Source organism: Cyanobium sp. N5-Cardenillas (assembly GCF_024345515.1).
GTDB lineage: Bacteria > Cyanobacteriota > Cyanobacteriia > PCC-6307 > Cyanobiaceae > Cyanobium.
In genome coordinates this window covers 1-18,509 of sequence record NZ_JAGQBG010000006.1, presented here as the reverse complement: position 1 = coordinate 18,509, position 18,509 = coordinate 1, and the positions used below count along the sequence as shown (strand labels likewise).

Here is an 18,509-nt window from a genome sequence, read left to right as displayed (position 1 = left end):
GCCATGGACCTCCGGCTGCTGCTCGTCGCTGCTCCGATCCTCCTGGCCGTGGGTTGGGCCGCCTTCAACATCGGCCGCGCCGCCGTGGGTCAGCTGCAACTGATGCTCAAGCGCGCCCGCGCCTGATGGTCGTCGTCATCGGTGCCGGCCTGGCCGGCACCGAAGCCGCCTGGCAGATCGCCGAAGCCGGGATTCCGGTGCGGCTGGTGGAGATGCGGCCGGTGCGCCCCTCCCCGGCCCACCACAGCGGCGATTTCGCCGAACTGGTCTGCAGCAACAGCTTCGGCGCCCTCTCCCCCGACCGGGCCGCCGGCCTGCTCCAGGAGGAGCTGCGCCGCCTGGGCTCGCTGGTGATCCGCACCGCCGATGTCCATGCGGTGCCCGCCGGTGGCGCCCTGGCCGTTGATCGGGGCCGCTACAGCGCCGCCCTCACCGCCGCCGTGGAGGCCCATCCCTTGGTGACGGTGGAGCGGCGTGAGCAGCTGGCGCTGCCGGACCCGGACGAGATCGCCGTGCTGGCCACCGGCCCCCTCACCGGCGCCGCCCTGGCCGAGGATCTTCTCCACTTCACCGGGCGGGAGTCCTGCCACTTCTTCGATGCCGCCAGCCCGATCGTGGAGGGCGAGGGCATCGACCTGTCGGTGGCCTTCCGGGCCAGCCGCTATGACAAGGGCGACGCCGACTACATCAACTGCCCCATGGACCGGGAGCAGTACCTCGCCTTCCGCACCGCCCTGCTGGAGGCGGAGAAGGCGGAGCTGAAGGATTTCGAGCAGGAGAGCGCCACCTTCTTCGAGGGCTGCCTGCCGATCGAGGAGCTGGCCCGCCGCGGCGAGGACACGATGCGCTACGGCCCCCTCAAACCGATCGGCCTCTGGGATCCGCGCTGGGGCGATCTGCACGACCGCGACGTGCGCCGCGCCAAGCGGGCCCACGCGGTGGTGCAGCTGCGCCAGGAGGACCGGGACGGCCAGCTCTGGAACCTGGTGGGCTTCCAGACCAACCTCAAGTGGGGCGAACAGCAGCGGGTGCTGCGCATGATCCCCGGCCTGGAGAACGCCAGCTTCGTGCGCTTCGGGGTGATGCACCGCAACACCTTCCTGGAGTCCCCCGAGCTGCTGCATCCCACCCTGCAGTTCCGCCAGCGGCCCACCCTGCTGGCCGCCGGCCAGATCACCGGCACCGAAGGCTATGCGGCCGCGGTGGCGGGCGGCTGGCTGGCCGGCACCAACGCCGTCCGCCTCGTGCGGGGGCTGGCTCCCTTGTGCCTGCCGGCCACCACCATGGCCGGCGCCCTGTTGGCCTTCATCAGCGAGGCCGAGCGCAGCCACGGCGCCCGCAAGGGGGGCTTCCAGCCGATGCCGCCCAGCTTCGGCCTGATGCCGGAGCTGCCTGAGCGCATCCGCGACAAACGCCGCCGCTACGGCGCCTACCGTGACCGGTCCCTGGGGGACCTGGCCAGCTGGGAGGCCCAGCGCCAGGCGGGGAAGCCAGCGGCGGTGCCCGTCGCCGCAGCCGGCTGAGGGGGGCCGCTTCCTAGGGTCGGGCCGCCCCCGTTCGCCTGGTTCCGGTGACCGCCACCGTCCCTTCTGCCGCCGCCCCCCTCACCACGGCCGATGGCCGCCCCTGGGACGTCGTCGTGATCGGCTCAGGGATCGGCGGGCTGGTCACCGCCAGCCAGCTGGCGGGCAAGGGGGCCACGGTGCTGGTGCTGGAGCGCTACCTGATCCCCGGTGGCAGTGGCGGCAGCTTCCAGCGCGAGGGCTACACCTTCGACGTCGGCGCCTCGATGATCTTCGGCTTCGGCACCCAGGGCCACACCAACCTGCTCACCCGCGCCCTGGCCGATGTGGGCGAGCACTGCGAAACGATCCCCGACCCCGCCCAACTGGCCTACCACCTGCCCGGTGGCCTCCAGGTGGCGGTCGACCGCGACTACGAGCGCTTCCTGGCCGATCTCACCGCCCTGTTCCCCCATGAGGCCAAGGGGATCCGCGCCTTCTACGACACCTGCTGGCAGGTGTTCCGCTGCCTTGATGCGATGCCGCTGCTGTCGCTGGAGGACCCCGCCTACCTGGCCAAGGTGTTCTTCAAGGCGCCCCTGGCCTGCCTGGGGCTGGCCCGCTGGCTGCCGGTGAACGTGGGGGCCGTGGCCCGTGCACACATCAGCGATCCGGCCCTGCTGAAGTTCATCGACATGGAGTGCTTCTGCTGGTCGGTGATGCCCGCCGATCGCACGCCGATGATCAACGCCGGCATGGTGTTCTCCGATCGCCACGCCGGTGGCATCAACTACCCCAGAGGTGGCGTCGGGGTGATCGCCGAGAAGCTGGCGGCTGGCCTGCGAAGCCACGGCGGCGCGATCCACTACCGCTCGCGGGTGGTGAAGGTGCTTCTGGAGAACGGCCGGGCCGTGGGGGTGCGGCTGGCCGGCGGCGAGGAGATCCGCGCCCGACGGGTGGTGAGCAACGCCACCCGCTGGGACACCTTCGGCTCCCTGGTGGACGAGGCCCACACCCCGGCGGCCAAGCGCACCTGGCGCCGGCGCTACAAACCTTCCTCCTCCTTCCTCTCCCTGCACCTGGGGGTGAAGGCCGAGGCGATCCCCCCTGGCAGCCATGTCCACCACCTGCTGCTGGAGCGCTGGGAGGACATGGAGGCCGAGCAGGGGGTGATCTTCGTCTCGATCCCCACCCTGCTGGATCCCTCCCTGGCCCCGGCCGGTCACCACATCGTGCACACCTTCACCCCCTCGGCGATGGCCACCTGGCAGGGGCTCGCCCCTGGTGCCTACAAGGCCGCCAAGGAGGCCGCCGCCTCCCGGCTGATCCGCCGCCTCGAGGCGATCCTGCCCGGTCTGGAGGGGGCCATCACCCACCGGGAGATCGGCACCCCCCGCAGCCACCGCCGCTTCCTGGGCCGCCACGGCGGCAGCTACGGGCCGGTGCCGGCCCTGCGGCTGCCCGGCCTGCTGCCGATGCCCTTCAATCGCACCGCCATCCCCGATCTCTACTGCGTCGGGGATTCCTGCTTCCCCGGCCAGGGGCTGAATGCGGTGGCCTTCAGCGGATTCGCCTGCGCCCATCGCATCGGCGCCGACCTGGGCCTCAATCCCTGGAACCTGCCGGCGTGAAGCACCCCATGGTTCCCGAGCATCGCCTGCACTGCGTCGTGCGGCCGCAGCCCCCGGCCGCCGGAGAGGGCCTGCGGCTGGGGATCTGGCAGGGCAGCGGCAGCGCCGGCACCCTTGAGGCCCTCGAAGAGAACCTGGAGCGGCTGGAGCGGGTCTGCGCCCTGGCGGCGGGCCACGGGGTGCAGTTGCTGGCCTTCCCGGAGCTCTACCTCACCGGCTACATCGTCACCCCCGCCATCGCGCGGCTGCTGGCCGAACCCGTTGACGGCCCCAGCCTGCGGCGGGTGGCCGCGGCGGCACGCCGCCATGGGCTGGCGGTGGCCTGTCCCTACGCCGAACGGGCGACCGTGGCCGGTGAGGAGCGCTTCTACGACGCCATCGCCCTGGTCGACCGGGACGGCACGCTCTTGCGCAACTACCGCAAGACCCACCTCTGGGGACCGGACGAGAAGCGCTGCTGGAGCGCCGGCTACCGCCACCCCGAGGAGGGCACGGCGATCACGGTGCAGCCGGTGAACGGGGTGGGGGTGGGCCTGCTCAACTGCTACGAGGCCGAGTTCCCCGAGCTCACCCGGCGGCTGGCGCTGGAGGGGGCGAAGCTGGTGCTGATTCCCACGGCCGCCGATGCCTGGGCCGAGCTGAGCACCGGTGAGCGCACCGACCGGCCCTACCCGGATGTGTCCCGCACCCTGATCCCGGCCCATGCCTTCCAGAACGGCTGTTTCGTGGCCTACGCCAACCGCTGCGGCGAGGAGACGGTGAACGGGCGGGTGATGGCGGCCTACCTGGGCAACAGCCTCATCTGCGGCCCCCATGGCGATGTGCTGGCCGCCGCCCGGCCCGAACCCACCCTGCTGATCGCCGACTGCCGGCCCGACGAATACGGGCCCACCCACCCCGCCGCCACCCGCTACCACGAGGACCTGCGGCCCGAGCTCTACTGAAGCCACGAACCACACCCGGATGGGGACATCAGTACGATTTGTAAATAATTGTTTCGCATCCATGGCGGCTCCGATCCCCAGCTCCTCTGACCTGGCGCGCTACCTGGAGGCCAGGGGCGAGATGGGCAAGCCCTGGGTCTGGCACCTGCTTCGCCTCAGCAAGCTCAAGGAGGCCAAGGACACGATGGAGCCCAACGAGTACGTCGAGCGCCTCGGTGAAGCCCACGCCGATCTGATGCGCCTCGGCAGCTTCTGGAAGGGTCGGGAGGCGGAGGTGTTCGGGGGCCGCTACCAGCCCTCCCAGGTGATCGAGCCCCTGCCCGGATCCCCCGAGGACCGATGAGCGCCGAGCCGTCATGCCATCGCTACCCGATGGCACCGCTGATCCGCTTCACGCTCCTGGGCCTCTACCTGGCCCTCGTGCTGCCGCTGCCCCTGCTGGCACCGCAGCCGCTGGTCCTTCCCCTGCTGCTCGCGGCCATCGCCGGCCTGGTGCTGGTGGTGGCCATCACCAGTGAGCGGGTGGAGCTCGATGGCCAGGGGCTGCGGGTGGGCCACCCGAGCTGGTGCTCCTGGCTGCTGCGTCGCGGCTGGCAGCTGCCCTGGAGCCACATCACGGCACTCACTCCGGTCACCACCAGCCAGGGGGGCCGTGTGTACTACGTGCGCAGCCTTGCCGCGGAGGATGGCCGCAGCGGAGCCGCCTGGTTGCTGCCCCAGCGGGTGGCCCGCTTCGACGACTTCCTGGACCGTTTCTCCAGGGGCACGGGACTGTCCACCGAAGGGATCGGCCGGATCAGCCCCCCCTGGACCTATCAGCTGCTGGCCCTGCTGTCCGCCCTGCTGCTGACCGGAGAATTCCTTGCCTTCCTGGTGACTCCAGGCTGATCTTCCTTCCTAGTTGAGCCGGCTGGAGCTGCTCGGGGACGTGAGCAGCAGTCCGGAACCGGCGGCCCCGGCAGCCTCCTCGCTGAGTTCGGGCAGGGTGTCGAGGCTGAAGCGGTATCCCTGCTGGCGCATCGTCTCGATCGCCCCCCCTTCGCCGAGACCGGCCTGCTCGAGTTTGCGGCGCAGGGTGAGGACCTGGGTATCCACCGAGCGCGGCCCGCCACTGAATGGAGGCCAGGCCATGCGCAGGAGTTCCTGGCGGCTGCGCACCACCCCCGGGGGCATCAGCAGGGCGCAGAGCAGGGCGAACTCCCGGGGGCTGAGCTCCACCGGCTGGTCGCGCAGGGTGACCTGGCGCAGCAGCAGGTGCACCTCCAGGGGACCCACACAGACCCGCTCCTGCAGACCGCTGCCGCTGCGGCGCAGCAGGGTGCGGCAGCGGGCGGCCAGTTCCTCAAGCCCGAAGGGCTTGCGCAGCACGTCGTCGGCGCCGGCATCCAGCAGGGCCACCACGGGCTCGGACCCGGAACGGGCCGTCAGCACCATCACCTGACAGTGCAACTGGGCTGCCAGGCGCAGGGCCGAGGTTTCCTCGAGCAGCTCGGCACTCACCAGCAGATCGGGGGATTGCTCCTGGCATATCTCCAGGGCCTCTCGGGCCGTGGCGACCGCCGCCGCCAGGTGGCCATCCTGACGGAGGCGCTGAGCCAGCACCGTGCGGAGGGTTGCGTGGGGGTCGACGACGAGGACCCTGCGCGGGGTGCCTCCGGGGTCGGTCAGTTTGTCCTGGGCCACGGGCATCTCCTCGGCATCACGATGAAATCAGAAGCGGAAGTGCCGACAGCCGATTGAGTGAGCCAACGCTAACTGGAAATGTGCGTGGACGCCGGTGACGGGCGATGCCTTGTCAACTGTCTGCTCCCGAAAGGCGGTCGCGGCACGGCAGGATGGGTCCATCTGCCGGCTCTCGCCGCCACAATGACGCCAGGGGCCCGACCCCAGCCATGACAGCACTCCAACATCCCGACGCGATCCGCCACTTCCAGTCCCTGTGTGATGCCTGCCAGGCCCTGTCCGATCGTCACCACGGACCCTCCGAGCTGCGGCTGTACGCCGACGGGTATCTGCATGCGCTGCGGCGCACAGCCGTGCTGGATCACCATTCCCAGCGGCGGCTGGAGGAACTGATCGACCGCTGGATCCAGGACCCATCCAGCTTCCTGGGCCCAGACGGCCAACCCCGGCTGCTCATGGAAACGAGCCGCTACTGAGCGGCTCCTCGACCGGTGCTGGCCGTGAACGGGCCTAGGAGGCCAGGGCGACTTCGAGCTTTTCGCGCAGTTCGCCGCTGTTGTACATCTCGATCAGGATGTCGGAGCCACCGAGAAACTCCCCTTTCACATACACCTGGGGGATCGTGGGCCAGTCGGAGAATTCCTTGATTCCCTGGCGGATCTCCATGTCGGAGAGCACGTCAAACGTCTCGAAAGGCACACCCAGAGACTGCAGGATCTGGACGACATTGTTGGAGAATCCACACTGAGGCATCAGTTTGTTGCCCTTCATGAAGACCACCACGGGGCTGGCCGTGATCAGGTCGTCAATGCGTTGGCGGGTGCTGGCGTCCATGGTGACGAAATCGGAAAAGGAAATCAGGAGGGAAGGGAGGTCTGCACCGCCAGGGCATGGATGGCCTCGCTGGCCAGCTCGCTGCGCAGGGCGCCGTAGACGAGCTGGTGCTGCCGCACCCGGTTGAGCCCGGCGAAGGCGCCGGACACCACCTTGACCTGGAGGTGGTCACCACCACCGGTGAGGTCCTCCACCTCCACGGCGGCATCGGGAAGCGCTCGGCGGATGGCGTCCTTGACCTGCTCCGGTTGCACCATGGCGGCGGGGATCGGGGGGATGACGGGAAGCTGGAATCTAAGGACGATCAGCCGCCGGTGGACGATCCAGGTGCCGTGTAGGGGGTGATGACGAAACCCAGTTCCACCAGTTGCTGGTAGGCCTTGCGGCCACCTTCGTTGGTGGGGGTCATGATCTTGACCACCTCCACCAGCAGGGGGATGGCCACCTCCGGCTGATTCTGGCGGCGGAACAGGGCCGCGAGCCTCAGGTTGCTCTCGGCCAGCAGCGTCAGGGCCTCCCGCCCCTTGTCATCCATTTCCCTGGGGATGCGGGCATCCAGGCCCCGGAAGGAGCCGCTCAGATCGCGGTAGAAGCCCAGCAGTCGCCGGCTGGCATCCCGGGCCAGGTCATAGAGGCGCCGCCCCTCGGCCAGGTTGCCGCTGGCCACAGCCGCATCACCCCGGGAGAGCAGGGCCTTCACCGAGGAAAGCGTGAGATCGGTGCCGGCGGGCTGCACCGTCTGGGGTGTCGTGGCCTGGGCCCGGGCCGGCGCTTGGAGCAGCGGCTGGGCCAGGGCGAGCAGGACCAGGGCGCCTCCGCAGACCCCGGCGATGCCCGATGGCCGAGCGGATCGGAGGGAAGGGATGGCGGAAGGCCTGATCACGTCGACGCCTGACGGGTAACGGGCGAACTTTACGGGGAGCCGATCGGGCGACCCACCTCGATGCGGGCCGCTTGCTCGGCCGACTCCATGGCGGCGGCGAGCTCGGCGCTGAAGTCCAGAGCCGCCTGACGACCCTGACCCGCCGCCCGCAGGGGGTGGCCGAAGCAGAGGGCGGCCTGATCGCCGGGGCGGGGATCGGCGTGGCCATAGGCGATGCCCACCGGCACCACCGGCACGTCCACGCCCTGGGAGGCGGCCAGCAGCGCCAGGCGGGCCAGCCCCTGGTGCAGGCGGAAGGGGCTGTCCTCGCGCCGGATGCGGCCCTCGGGAAACACCACCAGCTGCTGGCCTGCGGCCAGCAGCTCCACGGAGAAGCGCAGGCTGGCCAGGGTGGGGCGGCCCTGGTCGACCGGGAAGCAGCCGAGGCGATGCAGGAACCACCCCTGCAGCCCCTTCATTTCATCCGCCGTGACCATGAAGCGGCAGTCGCGACCGGTGATGCGGCGACCGGCCGCCCAGGGCAGCATCAGGGCGTCCCAGCGGGCCCGGTGGGTGGGGGCCAGCAGCACGGCCCCGTGCATGGGCAGATGCTCCCGACCGAGCACCTTCAGCTCACCGAAGTAGCCCTTCAGCACCAGGTCGATGGTGACCACCATCGCCAGCGGCGACAGCCAGGGACTGATGCCGCCACACAGAGAATTCTCCCGAGGGCTGATCGCCGCGGAGAGGCCTGATCCGGAGGGCGTCTGCGCCGCCAACACTCTTGAACCGGCAGAACATCGAAATCGAAACTAGGGGCTGAATCCCCCCACTGCAGGGCCGACGCGGGCAGTTGGGCCTGCGGCCGCGGTGACCGATACGGTTCGGTCAGGATCGCTTCAGCCACCTGCCGCCCATGGCCAGCCTCGGGGTCAACATCGACCACATCGCCAACGTGCGGCAGGCCCGCCGCACCGTGGAGCCGGATCCGGTGAGCTTTGCCCTGCTGGCCGAGCTGGGCGGCGCCGACGGCATCACCGTGCATCTGCGGGAGGACCGGCGCCACATCCAGGACAGGGACGTGGAACTGCTGCGGGCCACCGTGCGCACCCGCCTCAACCTGGAGATGGCCGCCACCGCTGAGATGGAGGCGATCGCCCTGCGCCTCCGCCCCGACATGGTCACCCTGGTGCCAGAACGCCGCGAGGAGGTGACCACCGAGGGGGGCCTGGACGTGGCCGGGCAGGTGGAGAGCCTCGCGCCCCTGGTCGGCCGGCTGATGGGCGCAGGGATCGGCGTCAGCCTGTTCGTCGACCCCGACGACGCCCAGCTGGAGGCCAGCCGGAGCTGCGGGGCCCGCTGGGTGGAGCTCCACACCGGCGCCTATGCGGCGGCCGACTGGGAGCAGCAGCCGGTCCAGCTGGCCCGGATCAGCGAAGCCACCGCAATCGCCCGGGGCCTCGGCCTGCGGGTGAATGCCGGCCACGGCCTCACTTACCAGAACGTCGAGCCGATCGCGGCGATCGAGGCCATGGAGGAGCTCAACATCGGCCACACGATCGTGGCCCGTGCCCTGGCCGTCGGCCTTCAGGAGGCGGTGCGCCAGATGCGGGCGCTGGTGCAGAATCCCCGCCGCGACCCGCTGTTCGGCGACCGCCAGCCCTGAGGCCCCACCCGCCATGACCCGCTACCACTTCGTCGCCGCCAGCCGCGCCTTCCTGCTCGAGGAGGAACCCCTGGAGGAGGTGCTGCGCGAACGCGTCCGCAACTACGCCGAGAAGGACAAGACCATCGACTTCTGGCTCCTGGAACGCCCCACCTTCCTGGAGGCGCCCGAGCTGGCCGCCGCCGCGGCATCGGTCCCCCGGCCCGCGGCGGCGGTGGTGTCCACCGACGAGAAGTTCATCACCTTCATGAAGCTGCGCCTGGAGTTCGTGGCCCAAGGGAGCTTCGAGGCTCCGAGCGGCGCCATCCCCGACCCGCTGGCCACCCTGGCCTGAACAGCACAGACCCTCAGAACAGACCCAGGAAGCGCCGCCTGGGCTGCTCTCCATCGGTGGAGCCCTCCGGACGGGGCTTTCCCTGGCCGCCGTCCTGCTGATAGCGGGGCTTGCTGTCGCCGATGGTCAGGGGCGCTTCCTTGTTCTTCCACCAGATCCAGTCCCGGATCGGCGGTGTGTTCTCCAGCTCCCAGCGGGTCAGGCCCAGCCCCAGCCGGGAGGAGGCATCCAGCAGCACATCCAGCATGGCGTCGCCGTCACTGCAGCGGGCCAGGGCCTCATTGGTGCGTTTGGCCCCGTCCAGGGCCTTCACCAGGGCGTTGACGCGCTGCGTGACCGGCAGATCCTTCAGGTCCATCGCCCCTGGCCTCCTGGGGTGCACCGAGGGCGCACCGTATCAGCGCTGGAGCCCTGCAGGCCCTGTGGGGGTGACAGAAGCCCACCTCAAGGGCAACACTTGGGAGGAAGCTTCCTTCTTGATGACGTTCCTGGACCACCGTCCTCCGCACCACTGGGTGATCGGGGATGTGCACGGCTGCGCGGACGCTCTGCAATGGCTGGTGGCCCAGCTGCCTCCCGGGGACAGGCTGGTGTTCTGCGGCGATGTGATCAACCGCGGTTCCCGCATCGAGGCCGCCATGGAACTGGTCTGGGACCTGGTCTGCCGCGGCCGGGCCGTGTGGCTCAAGGGCAACCATGAACGGGATCTGGTCACCCGGCTCGACCTGGGCCTGGCTCCCACCAGCCATCCTGAACTGAACGGCAACGACACCTACCGCCAGCTGGGGGAGGCCCGCTGCCGCCTCTGGCGCGACCGGCTCGACCAGCTGCCCCTGGCCTACTGGGGTCGGGGCTGGGTGGCCACCCATGCCGGCTTCGACCCGCGCACCTGGCAGCCCGATCTCAACATCCGACTGGCCTTCTGGCAGGCCTACGACAACCGCTTCGGTGAGGTGATCGTTGGCCACACCCCCGGACCCGACCTACGGCGGCTGCGGTCGATCGTGCTGCTCGACACCGGTGCCTGCTACGGCGGTGACCTCACCGCCTACTGCCCCGAAACGCGCCAGACCCGCTGCGTCAGCGGCCTGCCCGTGGCCGGCGGCCGCTCCCTGACCACCCTTTCCTCCGGCCCAGCCCTGAGCTGCGCCCTCTGAGCCCGGCCCCTTGCTGACGGTCTTTCGCAGCAACAGGGCGGAACTGCTGGCACGGGTGCTGGCCACCCAGTTGCGCCTGCAGCCCCCCGATCCCTTCGAGCAGGTGCAGGTGGTGGTCAACACCTGGCCCACCAGCCGCTGGCTCGGGGAGCAGCTGGCCGAGCACCTGGGCGGCATCGCCGCCAACCTGCGCTTTCCGTTCCCGGGAAGCCATCTGCGCCAGCTGGTGGAGCAGTTGCTGGCCCCAGGGGAGCCCGTGGCCGGTGGGGGCGCGGCCGATCCCTGGCGCGCCGACCAGCTGGTCTGGCCCCTGCTAGGCCTGCTGCCGGCGGTGGCCGCCGCGCCGGAGGGGGGGCCGCTGCGCCACTGGCTGGCGGAAAGGGGCGGCGGGGATCAGCTGGAACTGGGCCAATGGCAGCTGGGGCGCGCCATCGCCGATGCCTTCGATGACTACGCCCTCTACCGGCCGGAGCTGCTGGGCGCCTGGGAGGCGGGGCAGGCGATCGATGCCAGCGGCCGGCCCCTGCCGGCGAACCAGCGCTGGCAGCCCCTGCTGTACCGCCGCCTGCTCCTGGAGCTGGGCCAGGAACCATTCGGCCGCCGGGTGCAGGAACTGGTCGGCAGGCTGCGCCGCGGTGAACTCGCCGAGGAGGCCCGCGGCACCCCCCTGCGTCTCTTCGGCCTCAGCAGCATGGCGCCGGTCCAGGTGCAGCTGCTCCAGGCCCTGGGCCTGCATCGGTCGGTGGACCTCTACCTGCTCACCCCCTGCCGCGACCTCTGGCAACGCTGCGGCGAGCGTCGCCGCCAGCTCAGTGATGCCCTGGCCCTGCGCCAGCCGCTCGAAGCCAGCTGGCTGCTGGAGGCCCCGGGCCTGGAGGCCCGCTTCGGCCGTCTGGGGGGGGAGTTTCAGCAACTCCTGGAGGGCACCGGCGAGGCCCAGCTGGGGGAGGAGCAGGAGAAGGACCTCTTCTTCGCGGCGGCCGGCGGCGCTGGGCCGGCCCCCCTGCTGGCCCAGCTGCAGGACCAGCTGGCTGACGCCAGTCGGATAGCGGCCCTTCAGGTGGATCCGCAGGATCGCTCCCTGGAGTTCCATGCCTGCCCTGGCCGGCTGCGGCAGGTGCAGATCGTGCGCGACCGCCTGCTGCAGCTGCTGGCGGCCGACCCCAGCCTCGAACCCCGCGACATCCTGGTGATGACGCCGGACATCAACAGCTTCGCCCCCCTGGTGGCCTCGGTGTTCGGCGATCGCCACGCCACGGAGGTCGACCTCCCCTGGCGACTGACTGACCGCAGCCAGGAGCAGGGGGCCGGCCTCGGCAGCACCTTGCTGCTGCTCCTGGAGCTGGCCGGCACGCGCCTCACCGCCTCCGGCCTGGAGACCCTGCTGGGTTGCGCGCCCCTGCTGGACCGTTTCGGCCTCGAGGCCAGGGAGGCGGCCCGCCTGGTGGAGGCCCTGCAGGAGGCGGGCTTCCGTTGGGGCCTGGACGCCCACGAGAAGGATGGCGCCTGCCACAGCCTGGCCTGGGCCATCGACCGGCTGCTGCTCGGCCTGGTGCTGCCCGCCGACGCGGGCCTGGCGCCGGGCGACACGGCCCCCTGGGACGGGGGCGTGCCCCTGGAGCTGACCGGCCGCTGGCTGCACCTGCTCGGCCGGCTGCGCCACTGGCTGGGGGAGCTGCGTCGCTGTGGCCCTGTGACCATCTGGGTGGAACGGCTGCGGCAACTCATCGACGACCTCTTCGGCGATGGGGGCGAGGCCGCCGGCGAGCGGCCGGACCTGATGGCGGCAATCGACGCCTGGCAGTCCGCCGCCGGCAGCTGTCCCCTGGGCCTCGAAGCCCCGGTGGTGGCGGCCGTGCTGCGGGAGCGGCTCGGGGCCGAAAGCGGCCGCTTCGGCCACCGCAGCGGCGCCTTGACGATCAGCGCCCTGGAGCCGATGCGGGCCATCCCGTACCGGGTGATCGTGCTCATGGGGCTGGAGGCGGGCCTGTTCCCCCGGCAGGGTGACCGTCCCGCCTTCCACCTGATGGAGGGCCAGCGCCAGCTCGGCGATCCCCATCCCGCCGACCAGGACCGTTATGTCCTGATGGAGGCCCTGCTCTCCGCCCGGGACCACCTGCTGATCAGCTGGAGCTGCCGCGACGACCGGACCGGCGCCGCCCTGCCCCCCTCCGGCCCGGTGGGCCAGTGGCTGCAATGGCTGGCCGGTCAGCTGGGCCCGGAGGCCATGGCGTCTCTGCAGGTGGAGCACGCCGCCAACCCCCTCGATCGGCGCAACTTCCTGCCCGCCGCCGGACGGGAGGCCCCCTCGTGCGACCGGCGCCTGCTGGAGGCGGTGCGCCGCCTGAGCGGTGATCCACCGCCGCCGCCGGCGCCGCTGCTGGGGGGGCCAAGCCCCCTGGAAGCCCCCACAGCCACTGACGTCGGCGCCTTCAGCGACCTGCGGGACTGGCTGGCGGCCCCCCAGACGCACTGGCTCCGGTCCCTGGGCCTGCGGCCCGGTGAATGGGACCGGCGCATCGACGACCTTGAGGCCCTGTCCCTGGGGGAGCGGGAGCGTTCCGCCCTGCTGCGCGGGAGGTTGCAGCGCTGCGACGGCGACCCCGGCGACGGAGACCCGGGCACGGCGGCGGACTGGCTCGACTGGCACCGCGGGCAGGGTCTGCTGCCCCCCAGGGCGGCGGGGGGGCTGGAAGCGGGCCTGCTGCAACGGCGCTGGTCGAGCCTGGCGGCGGCCCTCGAGCAGCTCGGCCCCCCGCGGCAGGTCAGCCACCAGTGGGGACCCTGGCAGGCCCCGGTCCCGTGGCGCGGCGAGACGGTGGTCCTGGTGCACACGGCCCGGGCCCGCGTCGGCCACCGGCTGGAGCTGTGGCTGCAGCTGCTGCTCGCGGCCGCCGCGGCCGAGGACACCACGGCAGCCGACGCCCCGGCCCGGGGCGTGCTGATCGCGCGCGAAGACAACGTCTTCGCTCCGTCCCTGGAGCTGAGGGCGCCGGCGCCCCAGGCGGCCCGCGACGAACTCAAACGGCTGGCCGGCCTGCAGCGCGACTGGAGCCGTCAGGGCTGGCCGGTACCCCCGGAAACGGGCTGGAGCTACGTGGTGGCCGAGCGGAAGCGGCCCGGCCAGGGGCGGACCAAGGCCGCCGACACCTGGGAAGGGTCCGGCTTCCTGAGCGGCGAGCGGGAACGGGCCGAGATGGAGACCTGCTTCGGCGCCCGCCTGCCGGCGGAGTCCCTGCTGACACTGGAGGTGCTGGAGCTGGCCGACGCCCTGTTCTCCCCCCTGCTGGCGGCGGAGGGGGGGCCATGACCGCCGCCACCGCCGAGGGCTCACCCCCCGAAAACTTCGATGCCAACGCCGTCCCCCTCGACGATGGCGTGCTGCTGCTGGAGGCCAGCGCCGGCACCGGCAAGACCTTTGCTCTGGCCCACCTGGTGCTGCGGCTGCTGGCCGAGCGGCGGCTGGGGCTGCGGCAGCTGCTGGTCGTGACCTACACCAACGCCGCGGCGGCGGAACTTCGCGACCGCATCGGCCGTCGGATCCAGGAGGCCCTCACCGGCCTCCAGCCCCCCCCCGGCTGGCGGGCACCCGATCCCGTGCTGGAGCAATGGCTGGAGCTCCAGCCGGGCGAGGCCGGAGCCCGCGGCACGGTGCAGGGCCTGCTGCTGCTGGCCCTCGAGGAGCTCGACGCCGCCGACATCACCACCATCCATGGCTTCTGCCAGCGCACGCTGCGGCGCCAGGCCATGGAGGCCGCCCGGCCGCCGGACCTGACGGTGGAGACCGATGCCGGTGAACTGGTGCGCCAGGTCGCCCACGATTACTGGCAACAGCAGGTGCTGGCCCTTCCCCTGCACCTGGTGGAGGGGCTGGCGACGGCTGCCGGCCTGGACGACCTGGAGCGCCTGTTGCAGCTGCTCGACGGGGACCCCGGCCTGGTGCTCGACCCCCTGCCGGAAGGACTGGACCTGGAACGGCCGCTGGTGGAGCAGCAGGAGACGCTGTGGCACCAGCCCTGGAGACGCTTCCGGCAGGCCTGGGCGGCCCAGGGCCAGGACCTGGATCAGGCCTTCCGGAACGCCGCCGGCGAGTGGCGCGCCGCGGGCGCCGGCAGCACCACGCCCTATGCCGCCAAGCCCAGAACCGATCACTGCGGGCGGGTCGAGGACTGGCTCGCCGGGCAGGACGACAGCGGCAGTTACGCCGCCGTCCGCACCGAGAAGGAGCTGGAGGGGTACTTCCACCCCCAAACCTTCTGCCGAATGGCCCGTTCAGTGGAGGGCCCGGAGCGGGACATCCGGCTGCCCTGCCCGGACCTGCTGCAGGCGGTGGCCGCCCTGCGGGAGGGTCCGGCCGAAGCGGTGCTGCTGCATGGCTGCCACTGGGGACGGGCCGAGCTGGCCCGGCGGCGGGCACGCAGCGGCAGCATCGGCTTCGCCCAGCTGCTCGAGGGACTCGACCCGGGCCCGGAGGCCACGGCGGCCACGCCCCTGCTGCGGGCGGTGGGGGAGCGGTACCGGGCGGCCCTGATCGACGAGTTCCAGGACACCGACCCCGTCCAATGGCGCATCCTGCGACTGGCCTTCGCCGATGACGCCCACCTGCTGGTGATGGTGGGCGATCCCAAGCAGGCCATCTACCGCTTCCGTGGCGGCGACCTGGACACCTACCGGCGGGCCCGCCGCAGCGCCGCCCGCGTGCTCGCCCTGCAGGAGAACCGGCGCTCGAGCCCGGCGCTGATCGATGGCCTCAACAGGCTGATGGCCCCGGCGGGCTTGCCCCGCTCGTTATTGCCGGTGCCGGTGGTGCAGGCCCGATCCCGGCGCCGCGGCCCCGACGGCATGGCCCCGCTGCGCCTGCTCTGGCTTGGCAGTGAGCGGACGGCCGGGGCCCCCCTGCCGAGCAGGAGCGGGCTGGAGAGCCGGCTGCCCGACCAGGTGGCCGGGGCCGTCGCGGAGCTGCTGGAGGAGGCCCCCGCCCTGGTGGCCGGCGACGGCCAGCCCGCCCGCCCCCTCCGTGCCGGCGACATCGCCCTGCTGGTGCACAACCACCACCAGGCGGAGCAGCAGCGCAGCGCCCTGGAGCGCCAGGGCATCGCCAGCCGGCTGGTGAGCAAGGCCGATGTGTTCGCCAGCCCGGCGGCCACCGCCCTGCAGCGGCTGCTGGATGCCCTCGCCGATCCGGCCGATCCCAACCGTCTGCGACTGCTGGCCGCTTCCCCCCTGCTCGCCTGGTCGGCCGAGCGGATCGCCGCCACCGAGCCGGGCGCATGGAGTGAGCTGGCCGGACGGCTTCAGGCCCTGGCCAGGGATCTGCCCGATCAGGGACCGCTCGGGGTGCTCTCCCAGCTGGTGGACGGCGAAGGTCTGGCCCGACTGAGTGCCGGCGGCCGGTTGCTGGCGGATCTGCAGCAGGTGGCCGAACTGCTGCAGGAACGGCTGCACATGGAGCACCTCGCCCTGGAGGCCGCCGCCGACTGGCTGCGGCGGCTGCGGCTGGACCAGAGCCGGGCCGCCGGAACCATCCCGGAGTCCCACCAGGCCCACAGCGACAAGGTGGACGAGGCGGTCACGGTGATCACGGTGCACCGCAGCAAGGGCCTGGAGTTTCCCGTGGTGGTCTGCCCCTATCTCTGGGAGGCGGCCGGCACCGCTCCATCGGGCCGGCACCGGCCAGGGATCCGCTGGCAGCCGCCCGGCAGCGCCGCGTCCCACCTCGACCTTCACCTGCGCCCCTCCTGGGGCCAGGGATGGCAGGCACTCCGCCAGCAGCGGCAGGCCGAACGGGCCGAACGGGAGCGGCTGGCCTACGTGGCCGTCACCCGCGCCCAGCACCTGCTGGTGCTGGCCTGGGCACCGGCGAAGGGGCAGCAGGCCAACCCCCTGTTCCCCTGGCTGTTTCCCGGCGAGCCCCTGCCCGATCCCGAGGATGGGGACTCTGCCGCGGCCCTGGGCGACGACGACTGGCAGGCGCGGCTGCGGCAGGAGATCACCCAGCGTTCGCTGGAGCTGGATCTGCGCCAGCCCCCCACGCAGCCGCCCAACCGTCGCCGCCGGCCCCAGCCCCCGGAGGCGATCGCCGCCCTGGGCTGCGGCCCCGTGCCCCTGCGCCGCCTGGACACGGCCTGGGGCCGCAGCAGCTACACCGCCTGGACCCGCACTGTCCACGGCACCCCGGTGTCGGTGGCGGCCCTCGACGAAGGCCGGGACACCAGTGATCCCAGCCCCGCCGAGGAGGCCCCGGAGGCTGGCGCCGACCTGTGGCCCGAGCAGGGCCCCCTGGCCGGTTTCGCCCGCGGTGCGGCCGCCGGCGACTGCCTGCATCGGATGCTGGAGCAGCTGGACTACCGCCTTCCCACCGATGCGGCCGCGAACCGGGAGCTGGTGGAGCGGGAGCTGCGCCGGGCCGGCCTGGAGTCGGACCCGCTGGAGCCGCTGCTGCAGGGACTGGAGCTGGTGCGCCTCACCCCCTTCGGCGCCGAGCTGGGGTCCCTGCGGGTGGCCGACCTGGGGCCGGAGCGCCGGCTGAACGAGATGAACTTCGATCTCACCCTCGGCTTCGCCAGGGCCGCGGGCCTGGCGGCGGCCTTCGCCGACCACCCCGGCGGCGCCTTCGGGGCCGCCTATGCCGCCACGGTGGCGGCCCTGCCGGTGGCCAGCCGCGGCTTCCTCACCGGTTCCATCGACCTGATCTTCACCGCCACGGGGGCCGACGGACAGGAGCGCTGGTGGGTGGCCGACTGGAAGAGCAACTGGCTGGGCCGGCGGGACAGCGAGGGCCGCCCCCTGGCCTGTGGCCCCCGCCACTACGGCCAGGAGGCGATGGCCGCCCTGATGGCCCACAGCCACTACCCCCTCCAGGCCCACCTCTACCTGGTGGCCCTGCACCGCTACCTGGGCTGGCGCCTGCCGGACTACGCGCCGGAGCGCCATCTGGGGGGCTATGCCTACGTCTTCCTGCGCGGCGCCCCCGGGGACCTGGGGATGCAGGCCCTGCCAGGGGCGGTGCCGGGCCTGTTCGTGGAACAGCCCCCCCTGGCCAGGGTGCTCGCCCTCGACGGCGCCCTGGGCGGCCACGCCGCCGCCGGCAGCGGAGCGGGGTCGCCATGAGGGACCCCAGCCCCACCTCCCAGCCCTGGCTGACGGCCCTCGGCCCCAGCCTGGCCGAAGCCCTGCCGCGTCTCTACGGCACCCCCCCCGGTCCCCTGATCGGCGAGCTGATCCACGCCCTCAGCGCCGCCCTGGGGCGGGGGGATCTGGAGCTGGATCTGAACGGACCGGCACCGGCCGAAGTGAGCGCAGCGTCCTGGCCCGAGGAGCACCGCGGCGCCCTGGCGAACAGTCCGCTCTGCCGGGATCCGGACAGCCCCATGGTCCTGGAGGCAGGACGGCTGCAGTGGCGGCGCTGGCAGCGGCAGCGGCAGGAGGTGATCGGGGCCCTGATCGCCCGTGCCGGCATCCTGGAACCATCGGCCTCCAGCGAAGGGGCCGGAGCCCAGGGCCTCGGCGCCCTGGCGGGCCTTGATGGGCGCCAGCGGCAGGCGGTGGCCGCGGTGCTGAGCCACGGGCTGGTGCTGCTGGAAGGGGGGCCCGGCACCGGCAAGACCAGCACGGTGGCGGGCATGATCGCCGCCCACCGGGCCATGGAGCCGGGCGGCCGCCTCCACCTGGCGGCACCCACCGGCAAGGCGGCGGCCCGCCTGCGGGCCGCCACCGGGGGCACCATCCCCTGCACGACCCTGCACCGGCTGCTGGAGAGCCGCGGCGACCGGTTCGGCCGCCACCGCGGCCGCCCCCTCGAGCTCGACCTGCTGGTGGTGGATGAGGTGTCGATGCTGGACCTGGGCCTGATGGCCGCCCTGCTGGAGGCATTGCCCACCATCTGCCGGCTGGTGC

At 72.1% G+C, this 18,509-nt stretch carries 19 protein-coding genes; 13 read left to right on the top strand and 6 right to left on the bottom strand.

Going from position 1 to position 18,509, the window contains the following annotated elements; genetic code table 11:
- Positions 1–3: 3 nt before the first annotated feature.
- From KBZ04_RS01040 to KBZ04_RS01015, 6 genes are all read left to right on the top strand, one after another.
- Positions 4–126 carry a photosystem II protein Y gene (locus tag KBZ04_RS01040; RefSeq protein WP_015108528.1) on the top strand — a complete coding sequence of 41 codons (123 nt, stop codon included), beginning with the start codon at positions 4–6 and terminating at the stop codon, positions 124–126.
- The gene (gene trmFO / locus KBZ04_RS01035) at positions 126–1,523 is read left to right on the top strand and encodes an FADH(2)-oxidizing methylenetetrahydrofolate--tRNA-(uracil(54)-C(5))-methyltransferase TrmFO (protein WP_254990057.1); all 1,398 of its coding nucleotides are present in this window, start codon (positions 126–128) and stop codon (positions 1,521–1,523) included. The genes KBZ04_RS01040 and trmFO overlap by 1 nt, the downstream gene beginning before the upstream one ends.
- Before the next feature lie 47 nt (positions 1,524–1,570).
- The gene (gene crtH / locus KBZ04_RS01030) at positions 1,571–3,133 is read left to right on the top strand and encodes a carotenoid isomerase (protein WP_254990056.1); all 1,563 of its coding nucleotides are present in this window, start codon (positions 1,571–1,573) and stop codon (positions 3,131–3,133) included.
- 8 nt (positions 3,134–3,141) lie between these two features.
- Positions 3,142–4,077, top strand: coding sequence for a carbon-nitrogen hydrolase family protein (locus tag KBZ04_RS01025; protein ID WP_254990055.1), 936 nt, complete (start codon positions 3,142–3,144; stop codon positions 4,075–4,077).
- A 61-nt stretch (positions 4,078–4,138) separates the two neighbouring features.
- On the top strand, positions 4,139–4,420 hold the full coding sequence (locus tag KBZ04_RS01020; protein WP_254990054.1) for a hypothetical protein: 282 nt from the start codon (positions 4,139–4,141) through the stop codon (positions 4,418–4,420).
- Positions 4,417–4,965: a hypothetical protein gene (locus KBZ04_RS01015; RefSeq protein ID WP_254990053.1), complete on the top strand. Its 549-nt coding sequence runs from the start codon at positions 4,417–4,419 to the stop codon at positions 4,963–4,965. The genes KBZ04_RS01020 and KBZ04_RS01015 overlap by 4 nt, the downstream gene beginning before the upstream one ends.
- Positions 4,966–4,974: 9 nt before the next feature.
- On the opposite strand, the gene KBZ04_RS01010 is transcribed toward KBZ04_RS01015, so the two are convergent.
- Entirely contained in the window at positions 4,975–5,766 is a 792-nt protein-coding gene (locus tag KBZ04_RS01010) for a response regulator transcription factor (protein WP_254990052.1), read from the bottom strand.
- A gap of 203 nt (positions 5,767–5,969) precedes the next feature.
- Here KBZ04_RS01010 and KBZ04_RS01005 point away from each other — a divergent pair, with 203 nt between their 5' ends.
- On the top strand, positions 5,970–6,236 hold the full coding sequence (locus KBZ04_RS01005) for a DUF6761 family protein (protein ID WP_216900277.1): 267 nt from the start codon (positions 5,970–5,972) through the stop codon (positions 6,234–6,236).
- A gap of 34 nt (positions 6,237–6,270) precedes the next feature.
- Here the strand turns inward: KBZ04_RS01005 and grxD are convergent, their stop codons facing one another.
- Genes grxD through KBZ04_RS00985 form a run of 4 tightly spaced genes read right to left on the bottom strand, consistent with a single transcriptional unit; the run spans position 6,271 to position 8,133 of the window.
- On the bottom strand, positions 6,271–6,594 hold the full coding sequence (grxD, locus tag KBZ04_RS01000; protein WP_254990051.1) for a Grx4 family monothiol glutaredoxin: 324 nt from the start codon (positions 6,592–6,594) through the stop codon (positions 6,271–6,273).
- Between the two features lie 23 nt (positions 6,595–6,617).
- The gene (locus KBZ04_RS00995; protein WP_254951994.1) at positions 6,618–6,851 is read right to left on the bottom strand and encodes a BolA family protein; all 234 of its coding nucleotides are present in this window, start codon (positions 6,849–6,851) and stop codon (positions 6,618–6,620) included.
- Positions 6,852–6,898: 47 nt separating this feature from the next.
- Positions 6,899–7,477 carry a hypothetical protein gene (locus KBZ04_RS00990; RefSeq protein ID WP_254990050.1) on the bottom strand — a complete coding sequence of 193 codons (579 nt, stop codon included), beginning with the start codon at positions 7,475–7,477 and terminating at the stop codon, positions 6,899–6,901.
- 29 nt (positions 7,478–7,506) lie between these two features.
- Positions 7,507–8,133, bottom strand: coding sequence for a lysophospholipid acyltransferase family protein (locus tag KBZ04_RS00985; RefSeq protein ID WP_254990049.1), 627 nt, complete (start codon positions 8,131–8,133; stop codon positions 7,507–7,509).
- A 239-nt stretch (positions 8,134–8,372) separates the two neighbouring features.
- Between KBZ04_RS00985 and KBZ04_RS00980 the strand changes: the two genes are divergently transcribed.
- On the top strand, positions 8,373–9,122 hold the full coding sequence (locus tag KBZ04_RS00980) for a pyridoxine 5'-phosphate synthase (protein WP_254990048.1): 750 nt from the start codon (positions 8,373–8,375) through the stop codon (positions 9,120–9,122).
- Positions 9,123–9,135: 13 nt separating this feature from the next.
- Positions 9,136–9,456, top strand: a complete 321-nt coding sequence (locus KBZ04_RS00975) for an MgPME-cyclase complex family protein (RefSeq protein WP_254990047.1) — start codon at positions 9,136–9,138, stop codon at positions 9,454–9,456.
- Between the two features lie 13 nt (positions 9,457–9,469).
- Here KBZ04_RS00975 and KBZ04_RS00970 read toward each other — a convergent pair whose 3' ends face one another.
- Positions 9,470–9,814, bottom strand: coding sequence for a hypothetical protein (locus KBZ04_RS00970; RefSeq protein ID WP_254990046.1), 345 nt, complete (start codon positions 9,812–9,814; stop codon positions 9,470–9,472).
- A 121-nt stretch (positions 9,815–9,935) separates the two neighbouring features.
- On the opposite strand from KBZ04_RS00970, the gene KBZ04_RS00965 reads away from it, so the two are divergent.
- The 4 genes from KBZ04_RS00965 to KBZ04_RS00940 all read left to right on the top strand — a co-directional run.
- Positions 9,936–10,613, top strand: a complete 678-nt coding sequence (locus KBZ04_RS00965) for a metallophosphoesterase (RefSeq protein WP_254990045.1) — start codon at positions 9,936–9,938, stop codon at positions 10,611–10,613.
- Positions 10,614–10,623: 10 nt separating this feature from the next.
- On the top strand, positions 10,624–13,923 hold the full coding sequence (locus KBZ04_RS00960; RefSeq protein WP_254990044.1) for an exodeoxyribonuclease V subunit gamma: 3,300 nt from the start codon (positions 10,624–10,626) through the stop codon (positions 13,921–13,923).
- Positions 13,920–17,723 (top strand): UvrD-helicase domain-containing protein, encoded by a 3,804-nt coding sequence (locus KBZ04_RS14155; RefSeq protein WP_261350780.1) that lies wholly within the window; start codon positions 13,920–13,922, stop codon positions 17,721–17,723. Before KBZ04_RS00960 ends, KBZ04_RS14155 begins: the two co-directional genes overlap by 4 nt.
- On the top strand, positions 17,720–18,509 hold a 790-nt coding region (locus tag KBZ04_RS00940; protein ID WP_254990043.1), incomplete at its 3' end, for an AAA family ATPase. The genes KBZ04_RS14155 and KBZ04_RS00940, both read left to right, overlap by 4 nt.